The sequence below is a fragment of the Methyloversatilis sp. RAC08 genome (assembly GCF_001713355.1).
In the GTDB taxonomy this organism is placed as follows: Bacteria; Pseudomonadota; Gammaproteobacteria; order Burkholderiales; family Rhodocyclaceae; genus Methyloversatilis.
The window spans coordinates 2,072,866-2,097,822 of sequence record NZ_CP016448.1 but is presented as its reverse complement, the minus strand read 5'-3'; the positions used below and the strand labels follow the sequence as shown (position 1 = coordinate 2,097,822).

The 24,957-nt window shown below is 66.0% G+C and carries 22 protein-coding genes; 4 read left to right on the top strand and 18 right to left on the bottom strand.

Translation table 11 applies throughout. The annotated features are described in order from the left end of the window. Window position 1: 1 nt before the first annotated feature. Genes asnB through murJ form a run of 3 tightly spaced genes read right to left on the bottom strand, consistent with a single transcriptional unit; the run spans window position 2 to window position 4,263 of the window. Window positions 2–1,855, bottom strand: a complete 1,854-nt coding sequence (gene asnB, locus BSY238_RS09850) for an asparagine synthase (glutamine-hydrolyzing) (RefSeq protein WP_083224004.1) — start codon at window positions 1,853–1,855, stop codon at window positions 2–4. A gap of 60 nt (window positions 1,856–1,915) precedes the next feature. Beyond that, the gene (locus BSY238_RS09845) at window positions 1,916–2,728 is read right to left on the bottom strand and encodes an aldolase/citrate lyase family protein (RefSeq protein WP_069038982.1); all 813 of its coding nucleotides are present in this window, start codon (window positions 2,726–2,728) and stop codon (window positions 1,916–1,918) included. Continuing rightward, a complete protein-coding gene (gene murJ / locus BSY238_RS09840) occupies window positions 2,725–4,263 on the bottom strand; it encodes a murein biosynthesis integral membrane protein MurJ (protein WP_069038981.1) in 1,539 nt (512 codons plus the stop codon). The genes BSY238_RS09845 and murJ overlap by 4 nt, the downstream gene beginning before the upstream one ends. 398 nt (window positions 4,264–4,661) lie before the next feature. On the opposite strand from murJ, the gene waaA reads away from it, so the two are divergent. Next, window positions 4,662–5,963, top strand: a complete 1,302-nt coding sequence (gene waaA / locus BSY238_RS09835) for a lipid IV(A) 3-deoxy-D-manno-octulosonic acid transferase (RefSeq protein WP_069038980.1) — start codon at window positions 4,662–4,664, stop codon at window positions 5,961–5,963. Here waaA and BSY238_RS09830 read toward each other — a convergent pair. Continuing rightward, a complete protein-coding gene (locus BSY238_RS09830) occupies window positions 5,956–7,149 on the bottom strand; it encodes a TIGR03790 family protein (protein WP_069038979.1) in 1,194 nt (397 codons plus the stop codon). The two genes, waaA and BSY238_RS09830, sit on opposite strands and share 8 nt — an antisense overlap. A gap of 144 nt (window positions 7,150–7,293) precedes the next feature. Here BSY238_RS09830 and BSY238_RS09825 point away from each other — a divergent pair, with 144 nt between their 5' ends. Further along, window positions 7,294–8,304: a zinc-dependent alcohol dehydrogenase family protein gene (locus BSY238_RS09825; protein WP_069038978.1), complete on the top strand. Its 1,011-nt coding sequence runs from the start codon at window positions 7,294–7,296 to the stop codon at window positions 8,302–8,304. Between the two features lie 228 nt (window positions 8,305–8,532). On the opposite strand, the gene ypfJ is transcribed toward BSY238_RS09825, so the two are convergent. From ypfJ to scpA, 8 genes are all read right to left on the bottom strand, one after another. Continuing rightward, window positions 8,533–9,414 (bottom strand): KPN_02809 family neutral zinc metallopeptidase, encoded by an 882-nt coding sequence (gene ypfJ / locus BSY238_RS09820; RefSeq protein WP_069038977.1) that lies wholly within the window; start codon window positions 9,412–9,414, stop codon window positions 8,533–8,535. A gap of 44 nt (window positions 9,415–9,458) precedes the next feature. Further along, on the bottom strand, window positions 9,459–12,350 hold the full coding sequence (locus BSY238_RS09815) for a CHASE domain-containing protein (RefSeq protein ID WP_083224003.1): 2,892 nt from the start codon (window positions 12,348–12,350) through the stop codon (window positions 9,459–9,461). Then, a complete protein-coding gene (locus BSY238_RS09810) occupies window positions 12,347–12,730 on the bottom strand; it encodes a response regulator transcription factor (RefSeq protein ID WP_069040596.1) in 384 nt (127 codons plus the stop codon). The genes BSY238_RS09815 and BSY238_RS09810 overlap by 4 nt, the downstream gene beginning before the upstream one ends. A 180-nt stretch (window positions 12,731–12,910) precedes the next feature. Next, window positions 12,911–14,902, bottom strand: a complete 1,992-nt coding sequence (locus tag BSY238_RS09805; RefSeq protein ID WP_069038976.1) for an acetyl-CoA carboxylase biotin carboxylase subunit — start codon at window positions 14,900–14,902, stop codon at window positions 12,911–12,913. Beyond that, window positions 14,895–15,020: a hypothetical protein gene (locus tag BSY238_RS18930; protein WP_257784842.1), complete on the bottom strand. Its 126-nt coding sequence runs from the start codon at window positions 15,018–15,020 to the stop codon at window positions 14,895–14,897. Before BSY238_RS18930 ends, BSY238_RS09805 begins: the two co-directional genes overlap by 8 nt. Window positions 15,021–15,189: 169 nt before the next feature. Beyond that, window positions 15,190–16,722 carry an acyl-CoA carboxylase subunit beta gene (locus BSY238_RS09800; RefSeq protein ID WP_069038975.1) on the bottom strand — a complete coding sequence of 511 codons (1,533 nt, stop codon included), beginning with the start codon at window positions 16,720–16,722 and terminating at the stop codon, window positions 15,190–15,192. A gap of 19 nt (window positions 16,723–16,741) precedes the next feature. Further along, window positions 16,742–17,716 (bottom strand): methylmalonyl Co-A mutase-associated GTPase MeaB, encoded by a 975-nt coding sequence (meaB, locus tag BSY238_RS09795; RefSeq protein ID WP_069038974.1) that lies wholly within the window; start codon window positions 17,714–17,716, stop codon window positions 16,742–16,744. 243 nt (window positions 17,717–17,959) lie between these two features. Beyond that, window positions 17,960–20,113 (bottom strand): methylmalonyl-CoA mutase, encoded by a 2,154-nt coding sequence (gene scpA, locus BSY238_RS09790; protein WP_069038973.1) that lies wholly within the window; start codon window positions 20,111–20,113, stop codon window positions 17,960–17,962. Window positions 20,114–20,262: 149 nt separating this feature from the next. Between scpA and BSY238_RS09785 the strand changes: the two genes are divergently transcribed. Further along, window positions 20,263–20,928, top strand: a complete 666-nt coding sequence (locus tag BSY238_RS09785; RefSeq protein ID WP_069038972.1) for a GntR family transcriptional regulator — start codon at window positions 20,263–20,265, stop codon at window positions 20,926–20,928. Between the two features lie 15 nt (window positions 20,929–20,943). On the opposite strand, the gene BSY238_RS09780 is transcribed toward BSY238_RS09785, so the two are convergent. Continuing rightward, on the bottom strand, window positions 20,944–21,387 hold the full coding sequence (locus tag BSY238_RS09780; RefSeq protein ID WP_150123918.1) for a hypothetical protein: 444 nt from the start codon (window positions 21,385–21,387) through the stop codon (window positions 20,944–20,946). Between the two features lie 455 nt (window positions 21,388–21,842). Here BSY238_RS09780 and BSY238_RS09775 point away from each other — a divergent pair, with 455 nt between their 5' ends. Beyond that, window positions 21,843–22,517 carry a carbonic anhydrase gene (locus tag BSY238_RS09775; protein ID WP_223300084.1) on the top strand — a complete coding sequence of 225 codons (675 nt, stop codon included), beginning with the start codon at window positions 21,843–21,845 and terminating at the stop codon, window positions 22,515–22,517. A gap of 61 nt (window positions 22,518–22,578) precedes the next feature. Here BSY238_RS09775 and BSY238_RS09770 read toward each other — a convergent pair whose 3' ends face one another. From BSY238_RS09770 to BSY238_RS09750, 5 genes are all read right to left on the bottom strand, one after another. Continuing rightward, window positions 22,579–23,016 (bottom strand): hypothetical protein, encoded by a 438-nt coding sequence (locus tag BSY238_RS09770; protein WP_223300083.1) that lies wholly within the window; start codon window positions 23,014–23,016, stop codon window positions 22,579–22,581. 23 nt (window positions 23,017–23,039) lie between these two features. Beyond that, entirely contained in the window at window positions 23,040–23,675 is a 636-nt protein-coding gene (locus BSY238_RS09765) for a hypothetical protein (protein ID WP_069038969.1), read from the bottom strand. 9 nt (window positions 23,676–23,684) lie between these two features. After that, window positions 23,685–23,945, bottom strand: a complete 261-nt coding sequence (locus tag BSY238_RS09760; protein WP_069038968.1) for a hypothetical protein — start codon at window positions 23,943–23,945, stop codon at window positions 23,685–23,687. 40 nt (window positions 23,946–23,985) lie between these two features. Beyond that, the gene (locus BSY238_RS09755; RefSeq protein WP_069038967.1) at window positions 23,986–24,312 is read right to left on the bottom strand and encodes a hypothetical protein; all 327 of its coding nucleotides are present in this window, start codon (window positions 24,310–24,312) and stop codon (window positions 23,986–23,988) included. A 115-nt stretch (window positions 24,313–24,427) separates the two neighbouring features. Beyond that, entirely contained in the window at window positions 24,428–24,889 is a 462-nt protein-coding gene (locus tag BSY238_RS09750) for a transcriptional regulator (RefSeq protein WP_069038966.1), read from the bottom strand. Between the last annotated feature and the right edge of the window lie 68 nt (window positions 24,890–24,957).

Below are 24,957 nucleotides of genomic sequence, written 5' to 3'. Positions count from 1 at the left end.
TTCAGGGACGGGCAACGGGTGCGGCTCGAAGATCGAGACCGAGCGACTGGAAGTCGGGGTCGGCCACATCGACGAAGTCGGTCGGATCGATGAATGTCCGCGCCCACAGCTCGACGGCGATCAGCGCGCGCAGTTCGCGCGTCCGGTCGGTCTTGCCGCTGCGGTGCTCGTCGATCAATGTCCGCACCCGCATCGGATCGAACAATCCCCGCCCGATGGTCCGTTCGCCGAGCAGAACCTCTTCGACAAAGCCTGACAGGCTGTCGCGGAACCACTCGCCGACCGGCACGGTGAACATCTGCTTCCGGCGATAGGCCAGATCATGGCCGATCAGCGGGCTCACGGCCTTCTTGTAGAGGTACTTCGTCTCGCCGTCCTTCAGTTTGAGCGAGCCCGGCATGCGGAAGGCGAGTTCCATCATCCGGTAGTCGAGAAAGGGCGTACGCGCCTCGAGCGATACCGCCATGCCCATCCGGTCCGGCTTGACCAGATTGTTGCCGGACAGCAGCAGCTGCATGTCGATGTACAGCGCCTGGTTGATGCGGTCCATGTGCCGCGCTTCGTCGAACAGCGGACCGGTGACGCTGCGGGAATCGATGTCACTGATCTGCCTGGACAGCGTTGCCGTGTAGAGCGTGCGCTTTGCGGCTTCGTCGAACAGACTGAGATTGGCGTGATAGGCCCGCCGGAACTCGGCATCGGACGCCTCAGCGGCCGCCGGGCGGGAGAAGAAATTGCGGTGCTTGTCGTAGCCGGCGAAAAGTTCGTCGCCGCCGTCGCCGGTCAGCACCACCTTCACTTCGCGTGCGGCAAGCTGGGCGACCCGGTACGTCGGCAGGAAAGACACATCGCCGTGCGGCTGATCGCAGTGCCAGACGGCGAGTGGCCAGAGATCAAGCATGTCTGCATCCACCTTCTGCAGCGTGTGCCGGGTACCGAACAGTTCGGCCGCCCGGGCTGCATACGGACTTTCGTCGAATCGCTCCTCGTGAAATCCGATGGCATACGTATTGACGGGCTCGGTCATGTGGCGGCTCATCATGCCCACCACGGTGCTTGAATCCACCCCACCGGAAAGGAAGGCGCCGAATGGCACATCCGAACGCAGACGGAGCCGCACGGCGTCGTCCAGCGTTTCATTGAAGGCACTGATCCAGTCACCTTCCGTACGCGTTTCGGCCTCCTGGTCGGCCAGTGACCACCAGCGCGATTCGGTGCAGCCCTTGCGGTCGATGCGTGCCAGATGTCCGGGCATCAGGTGGCGAATGCCTTCGAAAAGCGTATGCGGTGGCGGGACGTAGTTGAACGTGAGGTAGTGGTGCAGTGCGACCGGGTCCATCTTCCGGGGCACGCCGGCGCTCAGCAGTGACTTGATCTCCGACGCGAAGCACAGCCGGGTGCCGTCGTCGTGGATATAGAGCGGCTTCACGCCTATGCGGTCGCGCACCAGGAACAGCGTATCGATTCGCGCATCGTGAATCGCAATGGCAAACATGCCGTTGAGCCGGTGCAGGAAATCGATGCCGTCACGCTCGTAGAGGCGCAGCAGCACTTCGGTGTCGGAATGGGTCCGGCATTCGAACGGCGTGCCGGACAGCTCCGCCGCCAGCTCTACATGGTTGAATATTTCACCGTTCTGGACGATGGCAATCGTTCCGTCGTCCGAGACGAAAGGCTGGTGGCCTCCCGCGATATCGATGATGGACAGGCGGCGGTTGCCGATGGCGACGCCATCCGTCTCGCGGACGCCGGTGTCGTCAGGCCCACGGTGACGAAGCAGGCGCCCCATGGCCTGCAGTCTTGCATCGTCCATCCGGACGTGTTGCCGGTCGTAATAGCCGAAAATTCCGCACATCGATCTGCTCCGTAGGGGGCTGAGGGCCTGCCGGCACGCGCGAGGCCCCGTCAGTGAAGTCTATCTGCCTGCAATTTCGCGCACGATGCGGACGACTTCCGCATGATTCGCCGCGAGGGTGGCTTCGTCCGCCTTGCTGTATTCGTCGAATGCCGCGCGCAGGCGCGCAAGCTCCCCCGGAAAGTCCATCTCGGACTGCATCGCCTGCACATCCGCCGCCTGTCGGTGAAAGGTGCGCGACAGGATGGCGGCGCTGGAACCCAGGCGGACGTGTTCCCCGATGATGCGCTCAGCGGGCAGCAGCCCTTCACCGACGCGCGCCAGCCCACCGAATCCGAACGGAACACCGAGCGGGCGCAGCTGTGCGGCCGCGCGATCGAGCAGCCCGTCAGCCAGCGGTTCGAACATGAATTTCAGCCCCAGCGAAAGATGCAGGTCGTTCAGCCCGATGAAGACTTCCGCAACACCGGGCACGCGTGCGACCTCGGGCAATGCGTCGAGCGCCGCGGCTGTCTCCACCAGCGGGATGACAGGCAGGCGACCGCCGACCACGGCACAGAAAGCCTCGACCTCGGTCACCTGATGAAACATGGGCAGCATCAGGATGTCTGCCCCGCGGGCAATCGCATCCTCGATCTCCTCGCTCGAACCCGCATGCCAGGGATTGAGCCGCACCAGCAGCGTGGTGTCGCCGATCGCATCCCTTACCCGGCTTATATCCGCCGGCACATGGCGCGACAACCAGGTATCCAGATGCCCCTGACGCTCCTGCTTGCCCAGGTACTCCAGATCCACAAAAATGCGGTCGACACCACATTGCGCAACGAACCGTGCAATGTCGGGCCGATTGACGATCATCATCAGTTTCATCATGAGGCACTCTCTTTCGGGGGCCTTGCAAGCGATGCACGCAGTCTGCCATCGAGGAGCAGGACGCTGGCCAGAAATGCCGCGAAGGACGCACCGGCCCAGGCAGCGCGGGCAACCAGACCATCGCTGCCGTGGTCGCCAAGAAGTGCGATACCCGCGGCAATCAACGCGGGCAGTAAAAGTGCCTTTGGCGCATCCCTGAAGGCGAGCGAGACGGTACCCGGACCGAATCGCCGGCCCGCCTGCCACGACAACAGGACGGCACCCAGCGCATAGACGCCGGCATACGCGGCCATCACCCCGGGTAGCCCCAGCAGGCTGCGGGCAATCGGGGCTGTGGCGGCGACGGCGACGAGCATGATGGCCGCCGTCGCGACGAGCGGGCGAGTGTGGCCGCTGGCCGCGAACGCCGAACCATAGATGGTCAGCAGGCCCTGAAAAGGCAGCGAAACAAACCCGATCGCCGCGAGCACCGACAAGGCTTCGACCTGCCCGGGCTCGAACGATGCCTTGAAAAAGGCAAGCTGCACGAGCGTGTCCGAAAAGATCGCCGCGGGAATCGCGATGCCGATTGAAATGCAGATCACTGCACGCATGCCGATCGCCAGATTTGCCTGCACGAGGTCACGCGTACCGTGGGCGACGTCAGCAGCAAGCCGCGGCAGCAGCACCGTACTGATCGAACCGATCACCACCCCCATGGGCAACTCGACCAGCTTGTAGGCGTAGTTGAACAGGGAAAGCGCGCCCGCCTCCTCGAGTGACGAGATGGCGCGGGCCAGCGGGGGCAGCGCCACCAGAATGGTGATGAAGCTGAAACTGCCCAGAAAATGCCTGATCAGCGCGCGGTCGATGAGGTGCCTGCGCCCGGCCGGCGCGATCCAGTCGTGCCTGAGCTCGGATGCCTGCATCAGCAGTCGCAGCAGACACCCCCCTGTGACACCAACGGCGATGGCCAGCACGGTATCGTCAGCGTCCGCAATCAGCAGGCAGCAGATGACTGCAAGATTGAACACCAAGGTTCCCGCGGCACCGATTGCGAAGCGCCCGTTCGCATTCAACAGCGCCACCACGACACCCGACAGCGCGGCCAGAGGCAGCGCCACGGTCATGAGTCGGAAAGCGTCGCCGTGAGGCGCGAGCGTCCGGGCAGGCAAACCCGGGGCGAGAACGCCGAGCATCTGCGGAGCGAGTGCGAACAGCGCCAGGGCAAGCAGCAGGAACAGCCCGCCGACAAGTCGGGATGCCTGCAGGAACAACGCCGTGTCGGCTCCGCGCTCAAGTCGCTTGAAGGCCGGAACCAGTGCAGCTGCGAGTCCGCCGCTGAGCAGCAGGTTGACCATCAGATCGGGAAATGTCAGGAGGACGATCGCTACGTCGGTGGTATCCGTTGCGCCGGCGCGCAGTGCAATCAACCACTCCCGGCCGAATCCCGTCACCCGGCCGAGCAGGACGAGGCCGGCTATGACCAGCGTACTGCGCAGCATCGCATCGCCGCGACCACTCGTGCCGGCGGAGACGGGCGCGTTGCCCTTCATCGAAAAAGAACCATCAATTAGTAAGGTCTGAAGAAGCGGAAACCGCTGCGTACGCGAGCGGCAAGGCGAACCCAGCCTATGACGGGGCGGGCTGTCCGGCCCGCGGTGCAGCTTCTGGACCAAGGCACGGACGAGCCCGCAGGAACACTGTGCGAGCACGTGCGAATCTTAGCAGGCTGGCGACAAACCCAACGCGCCGCGGCCTGAAGCGGAGCAGCCAGGGCCGCCGAGGCGGCTTCAGAGGATCGGGCGGCCGAAGGTGGCCAGACACCACGGCCGAGGGAACGGACAGACGCCGCTGCCGCATGACGGCCTTGTCAGGTCGCTGCATCGCTGTACGATTCGGAGCCCCCGGACATCATGGCGCCTTGCTTCCCCGAACTGCGACCGACCCACGCATGCGCTTGCTTTATTCAACCCTCTGGATCCTGGCGGTGCCACTGGCTCTGCTGCGACTGTTCTGGCGCTCGCGCAGCGAAGCGGGGTATGCCGGGAATGTCCTGCAACGGCTGGGATTCTTTCGTGCAGTCAGCCTGCGGCCCACCATCTGGCTGCATGCCGTGTCGGTCGGCGAAACCCGCGCCGCGCAAACGCTGATCGAAGCCCTGCGCGCCCGCTGGCCGCACGCCCGCATTTTGCTGACCCAGACCACGGCGACCGGTCGGGCAACCGCGCAGTCGCTCTACGGCGACGCCGTGACGCTGGCCTGGTTGCCCTGGGACCTGCCGTGGTCGCAGCGCGCCTTCCTGCGCGTCTGGCGCCCGGCCATCGGCATCCTGATGGAAACGGAGCTGTGGCCCAACCTGATCGCCGAGTGCCGTCGCGCCGGTGTGCCGGTGGTGCTGGTGAATGCCCGCCTGTCCGAACGCTCGGCACGCCGCTATGCACGCCTGCCTTCGCTGGCAGGCGCGATGCTGCAAGACCTGTCCGGCATCGCAGCCCAGACGGATGCCGACGCCGGGCGACTGCGCACCCTGGGCGCGCGGAACGTCACCGTCGCCGGCAACCTCAAGTTCGACCTGTCGCCACCGCCGGATCAACTCGCCCTCGGCGAGCGCTGGCGCGCGGCGCTGGGCAGACGCCGCGTCGCATTGCTGGCCAGCACACGGGAGGGTGAAGAGGCGATGCTGCTGCCCGCGCTCCACGCCAGCCTGCCCGATGACGTGCTGATCGCGCTGGTGCCGCGGCACCCGCAGCGTTTCGACGAGGTTGCGCGCCTGGTGGCCGGTCACCGCCTGACGCTGGCAAGGCGCAGTACCGGCACGCTGCCGGGCGCCAGCGACCGGGTGTGGCTCGGCGATTCGATGGGAGAAATGTTCGCCTGGTATGCACTCGCGGATCTGGCGGTCATCGGCGGCAGCTGGTTGCCGCTGGGCGGTCAGAACCTGATCGAGGCCTGCGCGGCAGGTTGTCCGGTAGTCATCGGCCCGCACACGTTCAATTTCGCCCAGGCCACCGAAGACGCGCTGGCTGCCGGCGCCGCGCTGCGCGCAGCCGATGCCGACGAGATGGCGGCGACGGCCTGCCGGCTGCTCGCCGACCCGGCATCGCTGAAAGCCATGTCCGACGCAGGTCGCGCCTTTGCGGCCTCGCATCGTGGCGCAACCGAAAGCTGCATGACCCTGATCCGACCACTGCTGCAACCCCGGCTCGACCGGTTGGCCGACAGTGATCACCCGCCATGCGCTCCGATCATCTGACCCTGACCGCACCGGCCGACAGCACCGGAAGCTTCTGCCGCGCGTAACCGGCAGGCAAGGTTACGAAACCCACCGTGCGGTAGCGCCCGACCACGCTCGGCGCCACTTCGATCGCCGCGCGCCGGCCGGTCGCCGAATGCGACTCCACCCACCAGCCAGCCTCGTCCCGCACGGTGCGGGTGCCGAAAGGGCGCGCCAGCGGCTCGCCGATGAACACACCCTCGCCCGGCCAGGCGACGCTCTTCCAGTAGGCCTCGATCAGCGTGTCGCCCTCCGCGTACATGCTCATCAGGATGCCCGGATGGGGAAACTTCTGCAGGTGATTGCACGGCTCGATCACGGTGCCATAGCTGCCGGTGGCGCCCGCCGTCAGCCATTCGAGTGCACTCATCTGCGCGGTGTTGTCGAGCAGCGTGCCGCCGACCGACGTCAGGTGGTCGGCCGGTGCCCCCGGCAGAAAGCCCAGCGTCGGCAGTGCCGGCACGCGCACCGCGCCGGTGAAATAGCCGATCACGTCCTGCTGGCCGAACGCTTCGGCCGCCCTAGGGCTGGCGAACTGCAGGCCACGCAGCTGGGCCATCGTTTCGTCGAACAGCAAGGAGCGAACATTGCGCGCCGTATCTTCGGTGCGCACCAGATACACCGTACCTTTCGGATAGCTGTAGTCGGCCGCCACGCCGCGGTCGATCAGGCGCTTCACCTGGTCGACCGATTCGCCCGCCAGAAGCATGGCGGGCCGGGGCATGGCGGCGTTGTCGGGCGCGTTGCGGCCGTTGTTGAAATAGCCGCTCGGCCGCGTCGGGCCGCAGGTCGATGAACAGAAGCTTTCGTCGTAGCCGAATGCGAAGGCGGAGGTGATGCTCATGCAGCCGGCGCGCCACGGGCGCGTCCAGGCCAGCGCGAAGGCCTTGATGCCGGGCGCCAGCTTCGCGCCGACTTCGGCATGGACACGCTCGAATTCTTCGCGCGACAACGCGCCGCGCTCGTGCGGAAAGCTCACCTCGATGACGTTGGCGACCGGGATGTCGCGCTGCTGACGATAGTAGGCGGCGGCTTCGACGCTCGCCGGATCGGACACATTGACGATGACCGCCAGTTCGCCCGGGCCGAGGGCGCGTGCAGCGTGCACGCAGAACAACAGCAGGGCCGGCAGCAGGTGGCGCGGGCAGGACGGAAATTTCGGCATGTCACGTTCGGAAGGCAAAACGGCAAGGCTGTCAGTCTATATAGGCAGCCGCATGCGAGACACCTGACCGCACCCGGGCATGGCAACATCGCGAGGCAGTCCGAGCCCTGCGCCCACGACAATATCAAACGGAGGTTCACACGAATGCGTTACCAAGCCTATCTTGAGCAGTGCAATGCCGACAGCCTGACGATGATCGACGCGGCTGTACCGCGCCCCGGTCCCGGTCAGGTGCTGGTGAAGATGCGCGCAGCGTCACTCAACTATCGCGATCTGTTCATCCTGCAGGGTCTGTATCCCGGCGTCGACTCCAAGGATCTGGTGCCGCTGTCCGACGGCGCAGGCGAGGTGGTCGAGACCGGCGCCGGCGTTGACCGCTTTGCCGCCGGCGACCACGTGATCGGCACCTTCTTCGAAACCTGGATAGCCGGCCGGCTGCAGCCGGCGTACTTCGGCAAGACCCTGGGCGGCACCGCGCCTGGCGTGCTGACCGAGTACCGCCTGTTCCCGCAGGATTCGCTGGTGGCCAAGCCGGCCCACCTGAGCTTCGAGGAAGCTGCGACGCTGCCATGCGCCGCGCTGACCGCGTGGAACGCCCTGTTCGAAGGGCCGGCCCCGCTGCGCGCCGGTGATCGCGTGCTGGTGCTGGGCACCGGCGGCGTGTCGATGTTCGCACTGCAGCTGGCGAAGGCGGCGGGCGCCGAGGTGATCGCCACGTCGTCGAGTGACGCCAAGCTGGAAAAGGCAAAGGCGCTCGGTGCGACCACGCTGATCAACTACCGCAGCCATCCGGACTGGGATCAGGAAGTGCGCAACGCCACCGGTGGCGTGGGCGTCGACCACGTGGTCGAAGTCGGCGGCCCGGGCACGCTGCAGCGCTCGATCGCTTCGCTCGGCCAGAACGGTCAGGCGCACCTGATCGGCGTGCTGACCGGCGGCGAGATCAATCCGCTGCCGCTGCTGTTCACCACCTCGACGGTGCGCGGCGTGTTCGTCGGCTCGCGCGAAATGTTCGAATCGATGAACCGGGTGATTTCGCTGCACAAGATCCGCCCGGTGATCGATCGCGTGTTCGGCTTCGCCGAGGCACGCGCGGCGCTGGCACACCAGCAGAGCCAGGCCCATGTCGGCAAGGTCGTCGTCAGCATCGGCTGAAGCCATGGCAGTGGGGACGGTTCCCTGTGGGAGCGGCGATCCACTGCCGGCCCTGCCGGCGGCGAGCAGTGCTCGCCGAATCCCCCGCTCCGCCCTCGCAGCGATTGGCACCGGCCCTGTGGGAGCGGCGGCCTCGCCGCGATACGCACTCCGCACAACGACGGTCGCGGCACGATCGCGGCGAGGCCGCCGCTCCCACAGGCCGCCGCTCCCACACGGGCTGCTCAGCTAGAGCGTCCGCGCGCCGAAGCTGTCGCAGGCCTTCATTTCGCCGCTGTCCAGGCCGCGCTTGAACCAGCGCATGCGCTGCTCGGCGCTGCCGTGGGTGAAGCTTTCCGGCACCACATAGCCCTGCGCCTGCTTCTGCAGCGTGTCGTCGCCGATGGCGGACGCGGCGCGCAGCGCCTCTTCGACGTCACCCTGTTCGAGAATGCCGCGCGAGCGATTGGCGTGATGCGCCCAGATGCCGGCGAAACAGTCGGCCTGCAGCTCCATGCGTACCTGCAATTGATTGGCTTCGCGCTCGCTGACACGCTGCTTCGAAGCCTGCACCTTCTCCGCGATGCCCAGCTGATGCTGCACGTGATGCCCGATCTCGTGCGCGATGACGTAGGCTTGCGCGAAATCGCCCGGCGCGGCGAAGCGCGCCTGCAGGTCGCGGTAGAAGTCGAGGTCAAGGTAGACGCGCTCGTCGCCCGGGCAGTAGAACGGCCCCATCGCCGCCTGCCCGGTGCCGCAGGCAGTCTGCGTGCCACCGGTGTAGAGTACCAGTTTCGGCTCACGGTACTGCTTGCCGCCGGCGCGGAACAGTGCGTTCCACGTGTCTTCGGTGTCCGCCAGCACCTGTGCCGTAAAGCGCGCCAGTGCATCATCCTCGGCCCGACCGGTGGACTGAACGCCGGGCGCCACCGGCGCCTGCTGCGAAGTCTGCGGCAGGCCGGCGCCCATATTGAGCACCACCGACGGATCGACGCCGAAATACATCGCCACCAGTGCCAGCACGATGGTGCCGACGCCGATCTTGCGGCCGCCGCCGCCCATCATGCCGCCGCCGCGCGCGCCCCGGCGGTCCTCGATATTGTCGCTTTCCCGCCCGTCGCCCAGTCGCATGTCGATCTCCGGTGAATGCGCGGATCATGGCAGAACTTCGGCGATCAGGTGGTCGCCGTGTCCATCACCGGCAGCCACAGTGTCACCGTCGTACCGACGCCCGGCGCGCTGTCGATTTCGATCTCGCCGCCATGCAGGTCCATGATTTCCCTCACCAGCGACATGCCCAGACCGGTGCCCGGAATATTGCCCGACGGGTCGGCGCGGTAGAAGCGCTCGAAAATGCGCGCAAGCTGTTCCGGCGTCATGCCGATGCCGTGGTCGATCACGCGCATGCCGGCCATCAGCCGCGAATGGCGGAGGGCTTCGCATACGGTCACCACCACCTCGCCGCCACCCGGCGAATATTTGAAGGCGTTGGTGATCACGTTGCCGAGCGCACGCACCATCTTCGCGTGATCGACCCTTATGCGCGGCACCGCCGGCGGCATGTCGAGCCGCACGGTATGGCTGTCGTCCGGCATGGTCAGCGTTTCCAGCGTGGCGCTGATGATGCCCTTCGCCGACAGGTCTTCGAACCGGAAATCCTGCCCGGTCCGGGCTTCGATGCGCGCCAGGTCGAGCAGATCGTTGATCAGATTGACCAGCACGCGCGACTGGCGATGAATGATGGTGTGCATGCGCCGGCGCGCCGGCTCGTCGTACTCGCGGTTGATCAGCAGTTCGGCAAAGCCGAGGATCGACGCCAGCGGCGTGCGCAGTTCGTGCGCCGCGGTACTGAGGAACTCGCTCTTCATGCGATCGACCTCGAACTGCTGCGTGATGTCGCGGAAGTACAGCACCGTCTCCGAGCGACCCTCCGGCGCCACGCGCGCACTGCGTTCGAGCACCCGCGGCTCGGGCAGCCTGAGCCACAGGCGCTGCGGTTCGGCGGTCGAATGATCGAGCTCCAGTCCCGGCCACGGCTTATCCGGGTCGGCAAGCCGGGCGATAAGGCCGTCAAACGCGGCGGCGCTGAGGCCGACCAGTTCGCTCTGCGTCAGTTCGGTGATGCGCAGGAACGCCGGATTCACATTGGTCAGCGTGCCGCCCTCGTCGAAGGTGACGAAGCCGTCCGGCGACAGCGAGAACACGGTGTGCAGCCGATTCGTGCGGCGGATCAGCTTGCGTTCGAACTCGATGCGCTCGGTCACGTCGCCGAACACGTCGACGTAATGCGTCACCCGGCCTTCGTTGTCGCGCACCGGAGACGACGACAGCGCCACCCAGATCGACCGGCCATCTGCACGCCTCACGTCGAGCGTGGTGCTGTAGGGCTTCTGGTGTGCGATCGCCCAGCGCATTTCATCCAGCACGTGTTCCGGATTCTGCTCTCCCGACGCCAGCGTGAAGGTGCGGCCAATCACTTCATCGGCCGCACGGCCGGTCAGCCGTTCGAATGCCGCATTCACATACACCACCGGATAGCCGCCGCGCTGAACGTCGCGGATGATCACCGCCTCGCTCGACGATTCGAGCGCGCGGTCATGCAGACGCATGCGCGTCTGCGCCTCCACCTGTTCCGTGATGTCGCGCATCAGCAGCGAATACACCGGTCGCCCGTGCAGGTTGAAACGGCTGGCTGACACGGTGACCGGAAAACGACGCGATCGCCGCACGCCCTGCACATCCTGCCGGAAGCGCCAGCGCGGCCCGATCGGATGCATTTCCGCCTGGCCGGCAAACCATGCGGCATCGAACATCGGCAGCAGGCGTGACAGCGGCAGGCCGACCGCTGCATCAATGCCGATCTCGAACATTTCGGCGGCGGAACGATTGACGGTCAGCACCATGCCGGACTCGTCGGTGGTGACGATGCCGTCGGCCGCGGTCTCGAGCACCGTGACCAGACGCGATTCGCTGATGGTCAGCGCCTGCGTCATCGCGTGCGCGCTGCGATTGGCACGCGCGGTCGCCGCCAGAACGCGCAGCAGGTAAAACAGCAGCGCGCTCAGGCCGGCACCCATCAGCGGCACCAGCCAGAGCACGAGGTGGTCGGCGCTGAAGGCGGCCGGCGCGCTCAGGCGCACCGTCCATGCATGCCCCGCCAGCTCGATCTCGCGCACCGCTTCGAGCGACGACACCGGCTTGCGGTCCGCATTGCTGTACAGCAGCGTGGCGGGCGATACGCCACGACCGTCATGGATCGTCACGACCACCTTGTCGGCGAAGCCAAGCAGGATGTCGCCGAACAGATCGTGCGCACGGAACGGGCTGTAGGTGTAGCCAAGCAGTGCGCGGCCGCGTTCGTCCGGCGTGTCGGCCGGCTCGTTGCGCACGTACAGCGGGTAGTACAGCAGGAAGCCCGGCTGCACCGGTCCCTTGCCTTCCTGCACCAGCGTCACCCGCCCGGACAGCGCCACATTGCCGGTGTCGCGCGCGCGCCGCATCGCTGCGGCCCGCACCGGTTCGGAATACATGTCGTAGCCGATGGCCCTGAAGTTGCGTTCGTTCAGCGGTTCGAGAAACACGATGCTGTGGTATTCGTCGCGCACGTGCTTCGGCCAGACCGCATAGGTCGGCATGTCATTGAGCCGGATAGTCTCTTCATGCGCGGCGAGCTGTGCCGCCGGAATGCGCAGCGACAGGCCCACCCCGAGCACGCCCGGAAAGTTGCGCTCCAGCCCCAGTTCGTTCACATAGCTGTACCAGTCGGCACGCGTCACCTCATCGCTGGCCTGCATCAGGCCGGCTGCGGCGCGCAGGATGTTTTCATGCGCCTCCATGCGGCGGCTGATCTGAACGACGACCTTTTCGACCTCGCTGTCGAAGCGCTGCGCCGTGGCCTGGGCCAGCCTGTCCCACAGCAGAAAGGTGATCACCAGCGTGACCAGCATGCCCAGTGCCAGCGCCGGCCAGGCGAGCGCGGACGGATCGCGCAACGCGCGCACGAAGGACGGCGCGGCGGCGTCGGATGCACCGGACCGCTCGGCCCACACCCGGTCGCGCAGGTTCATCCCGGTTCAGGCGGATTCAGAAGTCCGGCGATGCGGTCCAGCAGTTCCATCGGACTGAAGGGCTTGGTCAGATAGGCGTTGGCACCGGCTTCGAAGCCGATCTCGATGTCGCGCTGCTGGCTGCGTGCGGTCAGCAGGATGACCGGAATCGCCTGCAGCGCCGCGTGCTGACGCAGTCGGCGGCACAACTCGAGACCGTCCATCGAGCCCGGCATCATCACGTCGAGCAGGATCAGGTCGGGCGGACGTTGCTGCATCAGCGTCCAGCCGGCATCGGCATCCGGCGCCTCGGCCAGTTCGAAGTCACCGAACTCGAGGGTCATGCGTATCAACTGGCGAATCTCGGGCTGGTCTTCCACCAGCATGATCCGGGCGCGCATGGTCAGCACGCCCCGCCGCAGCGCGAACGGTCAGTTGCCACCTGCGGCAGGGCGGGGCTGAATTGTCGGATGTTCATGGGTCCGGAGGTGTCGATACGCCAGAAGTGGAAAACAGCAAAGCTTAACGACACCCGGAGCGGCGGACTTGAGCCATGGCTGCGGCGCTGCCGCAGCCATGGCTCAGCCGGCGGCGAATTCCAGAATGATCTGGTCCACAGCCAGGCTTTCGCCCTGCTGTGCCGACACCTTGCCGATCACGCCGTCGCGCTCGGCGCGCAGGATGTTTTCCATCTTCATCGCCTCGATCACCGCCAGCCGCTCACCGGCCTTCACTGCCTGGCCAGGCTTCACCGCGACTTCGCGCAGCAGGCCCGGCATCGGCGACAGCAGGAAGCGCGACAGGTCGGGGGCCGACTTGACCGGCATGCGCTTGAGCAGCTCGGCCGCGCGCGGGCTCATCACCTCGGCATCGACACGCGCACCGCGGTGCTGCAGCCGGTAGCGCAGGCCGATGCGTTCGACCTGCAGCGTGAACGGGCGGCCGTCGATCTCGCCGCGATACACCGGGTCGGACACGCGCCAGTCGCTCACCATGCGATGGCGCACGCCGTCGATCAGCACCGCGTGGTGGTCGCCGTCGTTCTCGATGTGCACCCGGTGCTCGACATCGCGCAGGCGCACGACAGCATCGGGGCTGATACGGAACTCGTGTCCCGGCAGCTGACCGACGATGCGCGAGGCGCGCTCGATGTAGCGCTGGTGCACCGTGGCCGCCACGGCCACCAGCAGCGCTTCGTCCTCATAGGCCGCGGTCGTCGGGTCGTACCCCTGCGGATACTCTTCGGCGATGAAGGCGGTCGTGAAGTTGCCGGAGGCGAAGCGCGGATGCCCGAGCACCGCCGACACGAAGGCGATGTTGTGGTTCGGGCCGCGGATGCAGAAGGCGTCGAGCGCATCGCGCAGCTGCGCGATCGCCTCGGCGCGGGTGGCGCCGTAGCAGATCTGCTTGGCGATCATCGAGTCGTAATGCATGGACACTTCGCCGCCTTCGAACACGCCGGTGTCGACGCGCACGCGGTCGCTGGCGATCGGCGGGCGGTAGCGGATCAGCCGGCCGACCGACGGCAGGAAGCCGCGCGCCGGATCTTCGGCGCAGATGCGCGCTTCCATCGCCCAGCCTTCGAGCTTCACGTCGGCCTGCGTGAAGGCGAGCTTTTCGCCGGCCGCGACGCGGATCATCTGTTCGACCAGATCCAGCCCGGTGATCAGTTCGGTCACCGGATGCTCGACCTGCAGCCGGGTGTTCATTTCGAGAAAGTAGAAGGACTTGTCGCGCCCGACGACGAATTCGACCGTGCCGGCCGATTCATACTGCACCGCCTTGGCCAGCCGCACCGCCTGTTCGCCCATCGCGCGCCGGGTGTCCGGATCGATGAAGGGCGACGGCGCCTCTTCGATCACCTTCTGGTGCCGCCGCTGGATCGAGCACTCGCGCTCGTTCAGATACACCACATTGCCGTGACTGTCGCCCAGCACCTGGATTTCGATGTGACGCGGCTCCTCGACGAATTTCTCGATGAACACTCGATCGTCGTTGAAGGCGTTCTTCGCCTCATTGACGCAGGAGGCGAAACCTTCATGCGCCTCGGCATCGTTGAACGCCACGCGCAAACCCTTGCCGCCACCGCCCGCACTGGCCTTGATCATGACCGGATAGCCGATGCCGCGCGCGATCTCGACCGCACGCTCCGGGCTCTCGATCGGATCGTTCCAGCCCGGAATCGTCGTCACGCCGGCTTCCTTTGCCAGCTTCTTCGACGCGATCTTGTCGCCCATGGCGCCGATGGCGTGCGCCTTCGGCCCGATGAACACGATGCCTTCGCGTTCCAGCGCGGCACAGAAGGCTTCGTTCTCCGACAGGAAGCCATAGCCCGGATGCACCGCCTGGGCGCCGGTCGCCTTGCAGGCGGCGATGATCTTGTCGATCACCAGATAGGACTCGCGCGCCGCCGCCGGGCCGATGCACACGGCTTCGTCGGCCAGCTCGACATGCAGCGCGCTGCGGTCGGCTTCGGAATACACCGCCACCGTGGCGATGCCCATGCGGCGCGCGGTGCGGATGACGCGGCATGCGATCTCGCCGCGGTTTGCGATCAGTATCTTCTTAAACACGGCTTGTCTCCGCGGCGAGATCGCGCTCATGCGCTGCGCGCATGACACGGGTGGAAAGGATCGCTGCGCGGCCGCGCATCGCGTCGCCGCAGTTTGCGATCAGGATCTTGTTGAACATATCAGTGCTCCACAAATGGAAGTCGGCACAAAGTCGGGCAACGGGGAGTCCGGCGTGGCGTCCCGGGGCGCGGCCCTGTGGGAGCGGCGGCCTCGCCGCGATACGCACTCTGCACAACGATCGTCGCGGTACTGATCGCGGCGGGGCCGCCGCTCCCACAGGGCGTCGATCACAGCGGAATGTTGCCGTGCTTGCGCCACGGGTTTTCCAGCTGCTTGTCGCGCAGCATGGCGAGCGAACGGCAGATGCGCTTGCGCGTTTCGCTCGGCATGATCACGTCGTCGATGAAGCCGCGCTTGCCGGCGATGAAGGGGTTGGCGAACTTCTCGCGATACTCCGCCTCGCGCGCCGTGATGCGCTCGGGGTCGTTCTTCTCTTCGCGGAAGATGATTTCCACCGCGCCCTTGGGCCCCATCACCGCGATTTCCGCGCTCGGCCAGGCGAAATTCACGTCGCCGCGCAGGTGCTTCGAACTCATCACGTCGTAGGCGCCGCCGTAGGCCTTGCGGGTGATCAGCGTCACCTTGGGCACGGTCGCCTCGGCGTAGGCGTACAGCAGCTTGGCGCCGTGCTTGATGATGCCGCCGTACTCCTGCGAGGTGCCGGGCATGAAGCCGGGCACGTCCACCAGCGTGATGACCGGAATGCTGAAGGCGTCGCAGAAGCGCACGAAGCGCGCCGCCTTGATCGAGCTCTTGATGTCGAGGCAGCCGGCCAGCACCAGCGGCTGATTGGCGACGATGCCCACCGTGCTGCCTTCCATGCGGGCGAAGCCGACGATGATGTTCTTCGCGTTGTCGGGCTGGATTTCGAAGAAGTCGCCGTCGTCGACCATCTTCAGGATCAGCTCCTTCATGTCGTACGGCTGGTTCGCATTCGCCGGCACCAGCGTGTTCAGGCTCGGATCGGGCCGGTCGGCCGGATCGCTGCTCGGACGCACCGGCGCCTTTTCGCGGTTCGACAGCGGCAGATAGTTGAACAGCCGGCGCGTGTACATCAGCGCATCGACGTCATTCTCGAACGCCAGATCGGCCACGCCGGACTTGGTCGTGTGGGTCGTCGCGCCGCCCAGATCTTCAGCCGTCACTTCTTCGTGCGTCACCGTCTTCACGACTTCCGGACCGGTGACGAACATGTAGGACGAATCGCGCACCATGAAGATGAAGTCGGTCATCGCCGGCGAATACACCGCACCGCCGGCGCACGGGCCCATGATCAGCGAAATCTGCGGAATCACGCCCGAGGCCATCACGTTGCGCTGGAACACTTCGGCATAGCCGCCGAGCGATGCCACACCTTCCTGGATGCGCGCGCCGCCGGAGTCGTTCAGCCCGATTACCGGCGCGCCGACCTTCATCGCCTGGTCCATCACCTTGCAGATCTTCTCGGCGTGCGACTCCGAAAGCGAGCCGCCGAACACCGTGAAGTCCTGCGAGAACACGAACACGAGGCGGCCATTGATGGTGCCGTAGCCGGTCACCACGCCATCGCCCGGCACCGATTCGTCGGCCATGCCGAAGTCGGTGCAGCGGTGTTCCTTGAACATGTCCCACTCTTCGAAACTGCCTTCGTCGAGCAGCAGTTCCAGCCGCTCGCGTGCGGTCAGCTTGCCGCGCTTGTGCTGTGCGTCGATCCGGCGCTGTCCGCCGCCCAGTCTGGCCTGCTCGCGCTTTTCGTCGAGCTTGAGGATGATGTCCTGCATCGTCGTTCTCTCCCTGAAATCAGTCCATGGCCTGCAGCAGGCGCAGTGCAGCCGCCGATGCAGGCAGGGTACCCGCCGCCACTGCGGCGCGGATGTCCGGCAACGCGGCGCGTACCGCCGCGTGGTGTTCGAAACGGCTGCGCAGACCCTGATCGACCAGGGTCCACATCCAGTCCAGCGCCTGCCGGCTGCGCCGGGCCGTCCACGCGCCGCTGGCCTGCATGGTGTCGCGATAGCGCAGGATGTCGGCCCAGAAGGCCTCCAGCCCGGCATGCTGCAGCGCCGACACCTTCAGCACCGGCACCGTCCAGCCCGCTGATGCCGCACGCAACAGGTGCAGCGCGCCGCGCATCTGCTGCATGGCGCGTTCGGCCGCGGTTTCGTCGATGTCGCACTTGTTGTAGACGACGATGTCCGCCAGTTCGACGATGCCCTTCTTGATCGCCTGCAGATCGTCTCCGGCATTCGGCAGCTGCAGCAGCACGAACACGTCGGTCATGCCGGCGACCGCGGTTTCCGACTGGCCGACGCCCACCGTTTCCACGATGACGATGTCGAAGCCGGCCGCCTCGCACACCAGCATCGCCTCGCGCGTGCGCGCGGCCACCCCGCCCAGGCTGCCGGATGACGGCGACGGGCGGATATAGGCTTCGCTGCGCAGCGACAGATGTTCCATGCGCGTCTTGTCGCCGAGGATGGAACCGCCGGTCAGCGACGACGACGGATCGATCGCCAGCACCGCGACCTTGTGGCCCTTGCCGATCAGCGCCAGACCGAGGGCTTCGATGAAGGTCGACTTGCCGACGCCCGGCACCCCCGAAATGCCGACGCGGATGGACTGCCCGGTATGCGGCAGCAGTGCGCGCAGCACTTCGCCGGCGCGCTGCTGATGGTCCTCGCGCGTCGATTCGATCAAAGTGATGGTCTTGGCCAGCGCCCGGCGATTGCCGGCACGCACGCCATCGATCAGGGACGCGTCGGTGGGCGGGGTCATGGAGCGACCATCATCATGGCTGCGCGCGCCTGGCTGTGGCTGTGGCTGTGGCTGTGGCTGTGGCTGTGGCTGTGGCTGTGGCTGTGGCTGTGGCTGTGGGAGCGGCGGCCTCGCCGCGATACGCACTCCGCACAACGATGGTCACGGCACGATCGCGGCGAGGCCGCCGCTCCCACAGGCCGATGCTCCCACAGCCGATCCCAAAGGCCGCCGCTCCAACAGCCGCTGCCACAGGCCGATCCATCACGCCAGCTTCGCCCGGATCGCGTCCAGCGTGTCCTTCGCCGCCTTCGGGATCGGCGTGCCCGGGCCGAACACGCAGGCCACGCCGTGGCCGAACAGTTCGTCGTAGTCCTGCGCCGGAATGACGCCGCCGACCACCACCACGATGTCGTCCGCCCCTTCGGCGCGCAGCGCCTTGATGAGCTGCGGCACCAGCGTCTTGTGACCGGCCGCCAGCGTCGACACGCCGACCGCATGCACGTCGTTCTCGATCGCCTGGCGCGCCGCTTCTTCCGGCGTCTGGAACAGCGGCGCGATGTCCACATCGAAACCGAGGTCGGCGAAGGCGGTGGCGATCACCTTCGCTCCGCGGTCATGGCCGTCCTGGCCGAGCTTGGCGATCAGGATGCGCGGCCGGCGGCCCTGCTCTTCGGCGAACTGGCTCACGTCGTCCTTCATCACGCTCCACCCCTCGTCGTCTTCCACGATGGACTGATACACGCCGCTGACCGCCTGCGTGCTGGCGCGGTGACGACCCCAGATCTTTTCCAGCGCGTCCGACACCTCGCCCACGGTGGCGCGCACGCGCATCGCATTGACCGACAGTTCCAGCAAATTGCCTTCGCCGGACTCGGCCGCGGCGGTGAGCGCCGTCAGCGCCGCATCGACTGCTGCGCTGTCGCGACGGGCGCGGATCTGCTTCAGCTGCGCCACCTGCGATTCGCGCACGGCGACGTTGTCGATCACGCGCACATCGAGCTTGTCTTCGTCCTTCAGCCGGTACTTGTTGACGCCGACGATCACGTCGCGTCCGGAGTCGATGCGCGCCTGCTTTTCGGTGGCGCACTTCTCGACCTGCAGCTTGGCCCAGCCGGACTCGACCGCCTTGGTCATGCCGCCCATGCGCTCGACTTCCTCGATGATGGCCCAGGCGTGGTCGGCCATGTCCTGCGTCAGCTTTTCCATCATGTAGCTGCCGGCCCAGGGGTCGATCACGTTCGTGATGTGGCTCTCTTCCTGGATGATGAGCTGGGTGTTGCGCGCGATGCGCGCCGAGAACTCGGTCGGCAGCGCGATGGCTTCGTCGAAGCTGTTGGTGTGCAGCGACTGCGTGCCGCCGAACACCGCCGCCATCGCTTCGATGGTGGTGCGCACGACATTGTTGTACGGGTCCTGCTCGGTCAGCGACCAGCCCGAGGTCTGGCAGTGCGTGCGCAGCATCTTCGATTTGGCTGTCTTTGCACCGAAGCCATCCATGATGCGGCTCCACAGCAATCGTGCCGCGCGCAGCTTGGCCACTTCCAGATAGAAGTTCATGCCAATGGCGAAGAAGAAGCTCAGCCGCCCGGCGAAATCATCGACATCCATGCCGCGCGCCATCGCGGTGCGCACGTATTCCATGCCGTCGGCCAGCGTCAGCGCCAGTTCCAGGCCCTGGGTCGCGCCGGCTTCCTGCATGTGATAGCCGGAAATCGAGATCGAATTGAAGCGCGGCATGTTGCGCGCCGTGTATTCGATGATGTCGGCGACGATGCGCATGGAGGGCTGGGGCGGGTAGATGTAGGTGTTGCGCACCATGAACTCTTTCAGGATGTCGTTCTGGATCGTTCCTGAAAGCTGGGCCTGCGGCACGCCCTGTTCTTCGCCGGCGACGATGAAGCCGGCGAGCACCGGCAGCACGGCGCCATTCATCGTCATCGACACGCTCACCTTGTCGAGCGGAATGCCGTCGAACAGGCGCTTCATGTCTTCCACGCTGTCGATCGCCACGCCGGCCTTGCCGACGTCACCTTCGACGCGCGGATTGTCCGAGTCGTAGCCGCGGTGGGTCGCCAGATCGAACGCGACCGACACGCCCTGCGCGCCGGCGGCCAGCGCCTTGCGATAGAAATCGTTCGATTCTTCGGCGGTCGAGAAACCGGCGTACTGGCGGATGGTCCAGGGCCGGGCGGCGTACATCGTGGCCTGCGGGCCGCGCACATAGGGCGCGGAGCCGGGCAGCGTGTCGGTGTGCGGCAGGCCTTCGATGTCGGCGCGGGTGTACAGCGGCTTGACCGTCAGGCCTTCCGGCGTGTGCCATTCAAGCTTCGCCGGATCGCCACCGGGGGCCGATTTCGCGGCAGCCTTGAGCCATGCGGCGTATTCGGGGTGAGCGCTGCCTGTCGTATCGGCCATGCTGGATTCCTTCGGTATTTCGGAGAGGCGCGCACGGGGCAAGCCGGATCCGGCTTGACAGTCACGCGCAAGGCGGAGAATACTTTATCCATAATTATGAATGCAAGTAAGTGCTGCAGTGCGTTAACTGCAGCCACGACAGCCCGGCCATGAACAGCGAAACCCTGAACCGCAGCGCCGACAGCATCGCCCCGCGCGCCCTCTATATAGAAGTGGCCGACCGCCTGCGTCGCCTGATCCAGAGTCATGCCATGGCGCCTGGCGAATGGATAGACGAGCAGGCACTGGCGACGCAGTACGGCATTTCACGCACGCCGCTGCGCGAGGCGCTGAAAGTGCTGGCGACCGAGGGGATGGTGGTGCTCAAGCCACGCCGCGGCTGCTATGTCGCGCAGATCAGCGGCGGTGATCTGGAGGAAATCTATCCGATCATGGCGCTGCTGGAAGGCGAATGTGCCGCCGGCGCGGCCCGCCGGGCGTCGGATGCCGACCTCGCGGAGCTGGCCACGCTGCATCAGGCGCTGGAAGACAGTGCCGCGGCGCGCGACATCGACCGCTTCTTCGACGCCAACCAGCGTTTTCACCTGCTGATCCACCACATCGCCGGCAACCGGCGCATGGCGCAGATGATCGACGAGCTGCGTGCCGTGCTGAAGCTGCAGCGCCACGACTCGCTCTATCTCGAAGGCCGTCTGGTGGCCTCGCTCGAAGAGCACCGCATGCTGATGGCCGCACTGCGCGCGCACGATGCCGAAGCGGCGCGCGCGACCATGCAGCTGCACATCGAAAGCAGCCGCCGGGCACTCGGCGGCTGAGCCTTCAGCGCCCGCTCACTTCTTTGCAGTGGTCGGCGCGCAGCGCGTCGAACGGTTGCGATAGGCGGTCACCCCGTCATCGACCGAACGCAGCACCATTCGCTCTGCCTCCATCGACACGACCTGGTCGCTGAGCGCCTTGCCGCCGTCGTACTCGGTGATGATGACGCCGTTCCACACGTGCCAGCGCGACTTCAGCAAGGCCGACACGATGCGGCACTCGTTGTCGTCGTACTCCCGGTACTCATAGCTCCCGTCGGCGTTGTAGGTTTCGCTGCTGGCGAAGTTCTCGTAGTCGGGACTGTCCGGCGGATTGATCCAGGTACCGATGAGCCTCGCCGACAGGGCCTCGTCGTCCAGCTTGGGCGCGCCCTGTGCGGCGACGGGCTGTGCTGCAAGCGCCCATGCGGTCATCAGCGCGAACAGCGATTTCTTCAACACAGCGGATTTTTGCAGCACGGCACTTCCTCCGGAACATGTCTTGTGCGCCCGACCGGGTGGTTCCGGCACGAACGATTGGCAATCTTCAGCGTGGGCGCCTGCAGAACCCCACCGTACCCCACCGCCTGACTACGCGAAAACCCTCTGCGCGGATGCAGACACCGGCACGCGCGCGGAGTTGCCTGCGTGCCGGTGCGCACGCTGGCCGGGCATTCTCGTGCTGCCTCGCTGGTTTGCCAAGCCCGCAAGATCGAACGGACCCCATGCGTCAATTCATTGCCGCGCACATCAGTAGTGCAGTAAGCACCATTTCGGTTTTCATAAATAGTTCTTATTTAAGCATCAGTTCTTCTTATATTAAAATTTTGCTGGCTGGCGCTGTCCACATGGCGCCGCACACGGGGCCAAAAAACTACAGGAGACTATAAATGTGCAAGGTATGTGATGAGAAGAATGGAGCCAGGCGCGGGTTTTTGAAGTTCGCAGCCGCCGGCATGGCGGCCGGCATCGGGTTGTCGGTACCGCAGGCATTCGCCGCGTCCGGTCCGACCACGTCGCTGACGGCTGACGAAGCCCTGGCCAAGCTCAAGGCCGGCAACCAGAAGTATCTAGACGAACCGCAGGTGTGTGCCGCTGAACTGAAAACCCAGCGTTCCCAGGTCGCCAAGGGCCAGGCACCATGGGCCACCATCGTGTCGTGCGCCGACAGCCGCGTGCCGCCCGAACTGCTGTTCGGCGGCGTCGGCGTCGGCGAACTGTTCGTGGCGCGCAACGCCGGCAACATGGCCGACACCGCGACCATGGGCACCATCGAGTACGGCTCCGGCGTGCTTGGCGTGCCACTGATCGTCGTGCTCGGCCATCAGCGCTGCGGCGCCGTCGTGGCCGCCTGCGAAGTGGTCGAGAAGCAAACGAAGTTCCCCGCTTCGATCGGTCCGATGGTGCAAGCCATCGTGCCGGCCGCCGAGGCAGTCGCCGGCAAGCCGGGTGATTTCGTCGACAACGCGATCCACGAAAGCGCAGTGCGCACCGCGCACAAGATCGCAACCGAAAGCCCGATCATTGCCGAGCTGGTGAAGAGCGGCAAAGTGAAGGTGGTCGCAGGTCGCTACAACCTCGATGACGGTCGGGTCGAGTTCTTCTCCTGATTGCACGCATACGGCCGGGCAACTGCCCGGCCGTTTTCCTTTCAGCCCGCCTGCAACCGGTTCAATGCGCGTAGTCGTACAAGGGCCGACCCTTGTCGACGACATGCACCGTGAACAGCTTGAGCGACACGTCGCCGACCACGGTGAAGCCGGCATGCTTCACCTCGCGCAGATTCATCGCCGCCGCACCGGTCTGCAGCGTCATCGCCGGCTTGCCGGGTGCCTGTACGGTCGCCCCCTGCACCACGTAGACCGCCTCGACGCCGTGGTGCAGATGCAGATCGATGCGATCGCCCGGCCGGTATTCGGCCGTCGAAGCAATCACTTCCATGCCGGGCGCGCCGCTCAGGTCGGTCCGCCGATGTTCGACGCGCTGCGGTGAGTCGTTCTGCGTAGGGTTCAACGCCTCGGTCAGCGCCTGCGCGACCAGCGTGGTGCCGGCACCGAACACGATCAGCGCGGCACCGGTCAGCCGCGTCTTCAGGGTGGGTCGCTTCATGGGATGTCCTGCCGTTGCGGATGTCAGCCCGCATGGTCGCCGTCACGGCGACTGGCAGCAAGCCTGGCGCGCCTGCGCCGCGCTGGGGCGCGTGGCTTCGCCCGCGCGCGGCGCGCACGTGGCGCCTGTCCGAGCGATTGCATCGCCTCGTCCTGCAGGCGCATCCGTCGCCAGGCGAAGAACGCGGCCAGATAACCACAGACGCCGATGCCCAGTGCGAGCCCGGCGCCCCAGCGCGTCGCGCCGGCATTCACGAAGGCGATATCGGCCTCCAGCGTACGCGTCTGCACGCCTCCGGCGAGCAGTCCGTAGACCGTCTGCGGATCGTCCCGGCTGTCTGATCCCGCAGGCATGCGCGGCACGAAGAACGACACGGCAGTCTGCCGCTCGACCCATGTCAGCGCGCTTTCAAGGATGCGGGGCGCGCGGCTTTCGTAGATCGTCGGATCATTCGCGATGCGGAACCGGACCCACGCGCTCTTGTGGCCGGCATGCCGCTGGGTGACCGCCTCCAGCGCACCGGCGCGTTGTTCGTAGGCCGCCGGATCCGCCGGCAGCGGTACCGGCGGGAATACCAGAAACAGCACCCCCATGGCCGTGACCAGCGTGCACAGCACCAGGTAGTAGATCAGGTCACCGCGCGTCTGGATCTGGAACATCGCGATGCATCAGCCGCGCCGACGCCAAAGCCGGTGGCCGATCAGCATGAGTGCGACCAGCAGGCATCCGACGGCGGGCAGGCCCCATACAAAAGCCGAATCCGTCGTGACGACCTGCGCCTCTGCGTCGTAATGGCGGCCCAGATCGTTGAAGTCGACATCGAGATAGCGCGCGTACCAGACCCGGAAGAACAGCGCGGACGCGGCCAGCGCGAGCACGACCCCGCGCGAGAAAAGTCGCGTCGGCCGCGCCTGCTTCGGGTCCGTCATGGCTAGCCGAGACGGCGGATGGAGGCCGACCCCCGCATGGTCAGGGCTCCTGGCTGGCGAACCACTGCGCGAGCATGTCGATGAGTCGTTGCACTTCGGCCCGGTCGTCCGCGCTGCGGCTTTTCAGCATGTGCACCCAAGCGCCTTCGCCGTCGGCATCGACGAAACCGGTGGTATCCATGAAGCACTCGAGCTGGTGGATGCCGGTGCGGATGTCATCCGGCAGCTTGGCGCGGTTCATCCGGTGCAGGCCGAGCCGGCATTCGAGGAAGGCACGCCCCAGTGCTTCGTGCTCACCGTCCGGATGCGGCACCATCAGTGCCTGAAGCGCGGAGGAAAACTTTTCGGCTGGGTAACTGTAGCTCATCGACCACTCCCGTTCTTGAACGCCCGATTATCGCTCGCGCGTCCCGCATTCATGGATCGGCACCGGGCGAGCGGCGCCATCGGCCGCGCATGATACGGGACGCCGTGGCTTGACGTCAGGGGCCCGTCGGGCGAAGCGCGCCTGCGTCCCGGATTGCCCGCTCATCGGCCAGCGCGGCCTCGCTGTGTTCGATGAATTCATGTGCCCAGCGTTCAGCCCGCGGCTGACAGCTGACCAGCGCCGCCTGGAGCTCCGGAACACTGAAGTAGTCCGGCTCGTGCAGATAGGGGTGATGCATGCGGCCGACATCCAGCGCGTCATGGCTCAGATCGACCAGCCGCCCGTCGATGAAGTTGTACTGGTGTTCGAAGTGGCCGCGGATCGCGCCACCGAAGATCGACTGCATGTACAGCGAGGCGTACTTGCAGGAGCCGGACAGGTCCGGCGGCGCAACGAGCCCGCGATCCGACGCCCAGTCCGACCACCTCGCGAAGAACCATGACTTGGCCGCCGCGAACTGCGCGTACGTGTAGGCCACCCTGCCACAACGTGGCGAAGTCCAGTCGACGTCGTTCATGCAAAGTACCGGGTTCATGAATGCAGCACGCGGCGGATCGCGCCGCCCGGCGACCGTGCAGCCGGAAA

Coding starts and splice junctions, on each gene's coding strand:
- BSY238_RS09800 (WP_069038975.1), bottom strand. CDS start 16,722: ATGCAGGACATCATCCTCAAGCTCGACGAAAAGCGCGAGCAGGCCAGA.
- BSY238_RS18930 (WP_257784842.1), bottom strand. CDS start 15,020: ATGTTCAACAAGATCCTGATCGCAAACTGCGGCGACGCGATGCGCGGC.
- BSY238_RS09810 (WP_069040596.1), bottom strand. CDS start 12,730: ATGCGCGCCCGGATCATGCTGGTGGAAGACCAGCCCGAGATTCGCCAG.
- BSY238_RS09765 (WP_069038969.1), bottom strand. CDS start 23,675: ATGTTCCAGATCCAGACGCGCGGTGACCTGATCTACTACCTGGTGCTG.
- BSY238_RS09815 (WP_083224003.1), bottom strand. CDS start 12,350: ATGAACCTGCGCGACCGGGTGTGGGCCGAGCGGTCCGGTGCATCCGAC.
- BSY238_RS09825 (WP_069038978.1), top strand. CDS start 7,294: ATGCGTTACCAAGCCTATCTTGAGCAGTGCAATGCCGACAGCCTGACG.
- BSY238_RS09845 (WP_069038982.1), bottom strand. CDS start 2,728: ATGATGAAACTGATGATGATCGTCAATCGGCCCGACATTGCACGGTTC.
- ypfJ (WP_069038977.1), bottom strand. CDS start 9,414: ATGCGACTGGGCGACGGGCGGGAAAGCGACAATATCGAGGACCGCCGG.
- BSY238_RS09785 (WP_069038972.1), top strand. CDS start 20,263: ATGAACAGCGAAACCCTGAACCGCAGCGCCGACAGCATCGCCCCGCGC.
- BSY238_RS09755 (WP_069038967.1), bottom strand. CDS start 24,312: ATGAGCTACAGTTACCCAGCCGAAAAGTTTTCCTCCGCGCTTCAGGCA.
- scpA (WP_069038973.1), bottom strand. CDS start 20,113: ATGGCCGATACGACAGGCAGCGCTCACCCCGAATACGCCGCATGGCTC.
- waaA (WP_069038980.1), top strand. CDS start 4,662: ATGCGCTTGCTTTATTCAACCCTCTGGATCCTGGCGGTGCCACTGGCT.
- BSY238_RS09830 (WP_069038979.1), bottom strand. CDS start 7,149: ATGCCGAAATTTCCGTCCTGCCCGCGCCACCTGCTGCCGGCCCTGCTG.
- meaB (WP_069038974.1), bottom strand. CDS start 17,716: ATGACCCCGCCCACCGACGCGTCCCTGATCGATGGCGTGCGTGCCGGC.
- asnB (WP_083224004.1), bottom strand. CDS start 1,855: ATGTGCGGAATTTTCGGCTATTACGACCGGCAACACGTCCGGATGGAC.
- murJ (WP_069038981.1), bottom strand. CDS start 4,263: ATGAAGGGCAACGCGCCCGTCTCCGCCGGCACGAGTGGTCGCGGCGAT.
- BSY238_RS09750 (WP_069038966.1), bottom strand. CDS start 24,889: ATGAACGACGTCGACTGGACTTCGCCACGTTGTGGCAGGGTGGCCTAC.
- BSY238_RS09760 (WP_069038968.1), bottom strand. CDS start 23,945: ATGACGGACCCGAAGCAGGCGCGGCCGACGCGACTTTTCTCGCGCGGG.
- BSY238_RS09770 (WP_223300083.1), bottom strand. CDS start 23,016: ATGAAGCGACCCACCCTGAAGACGCGGCTGACCGGTGCCGCGCTGATC.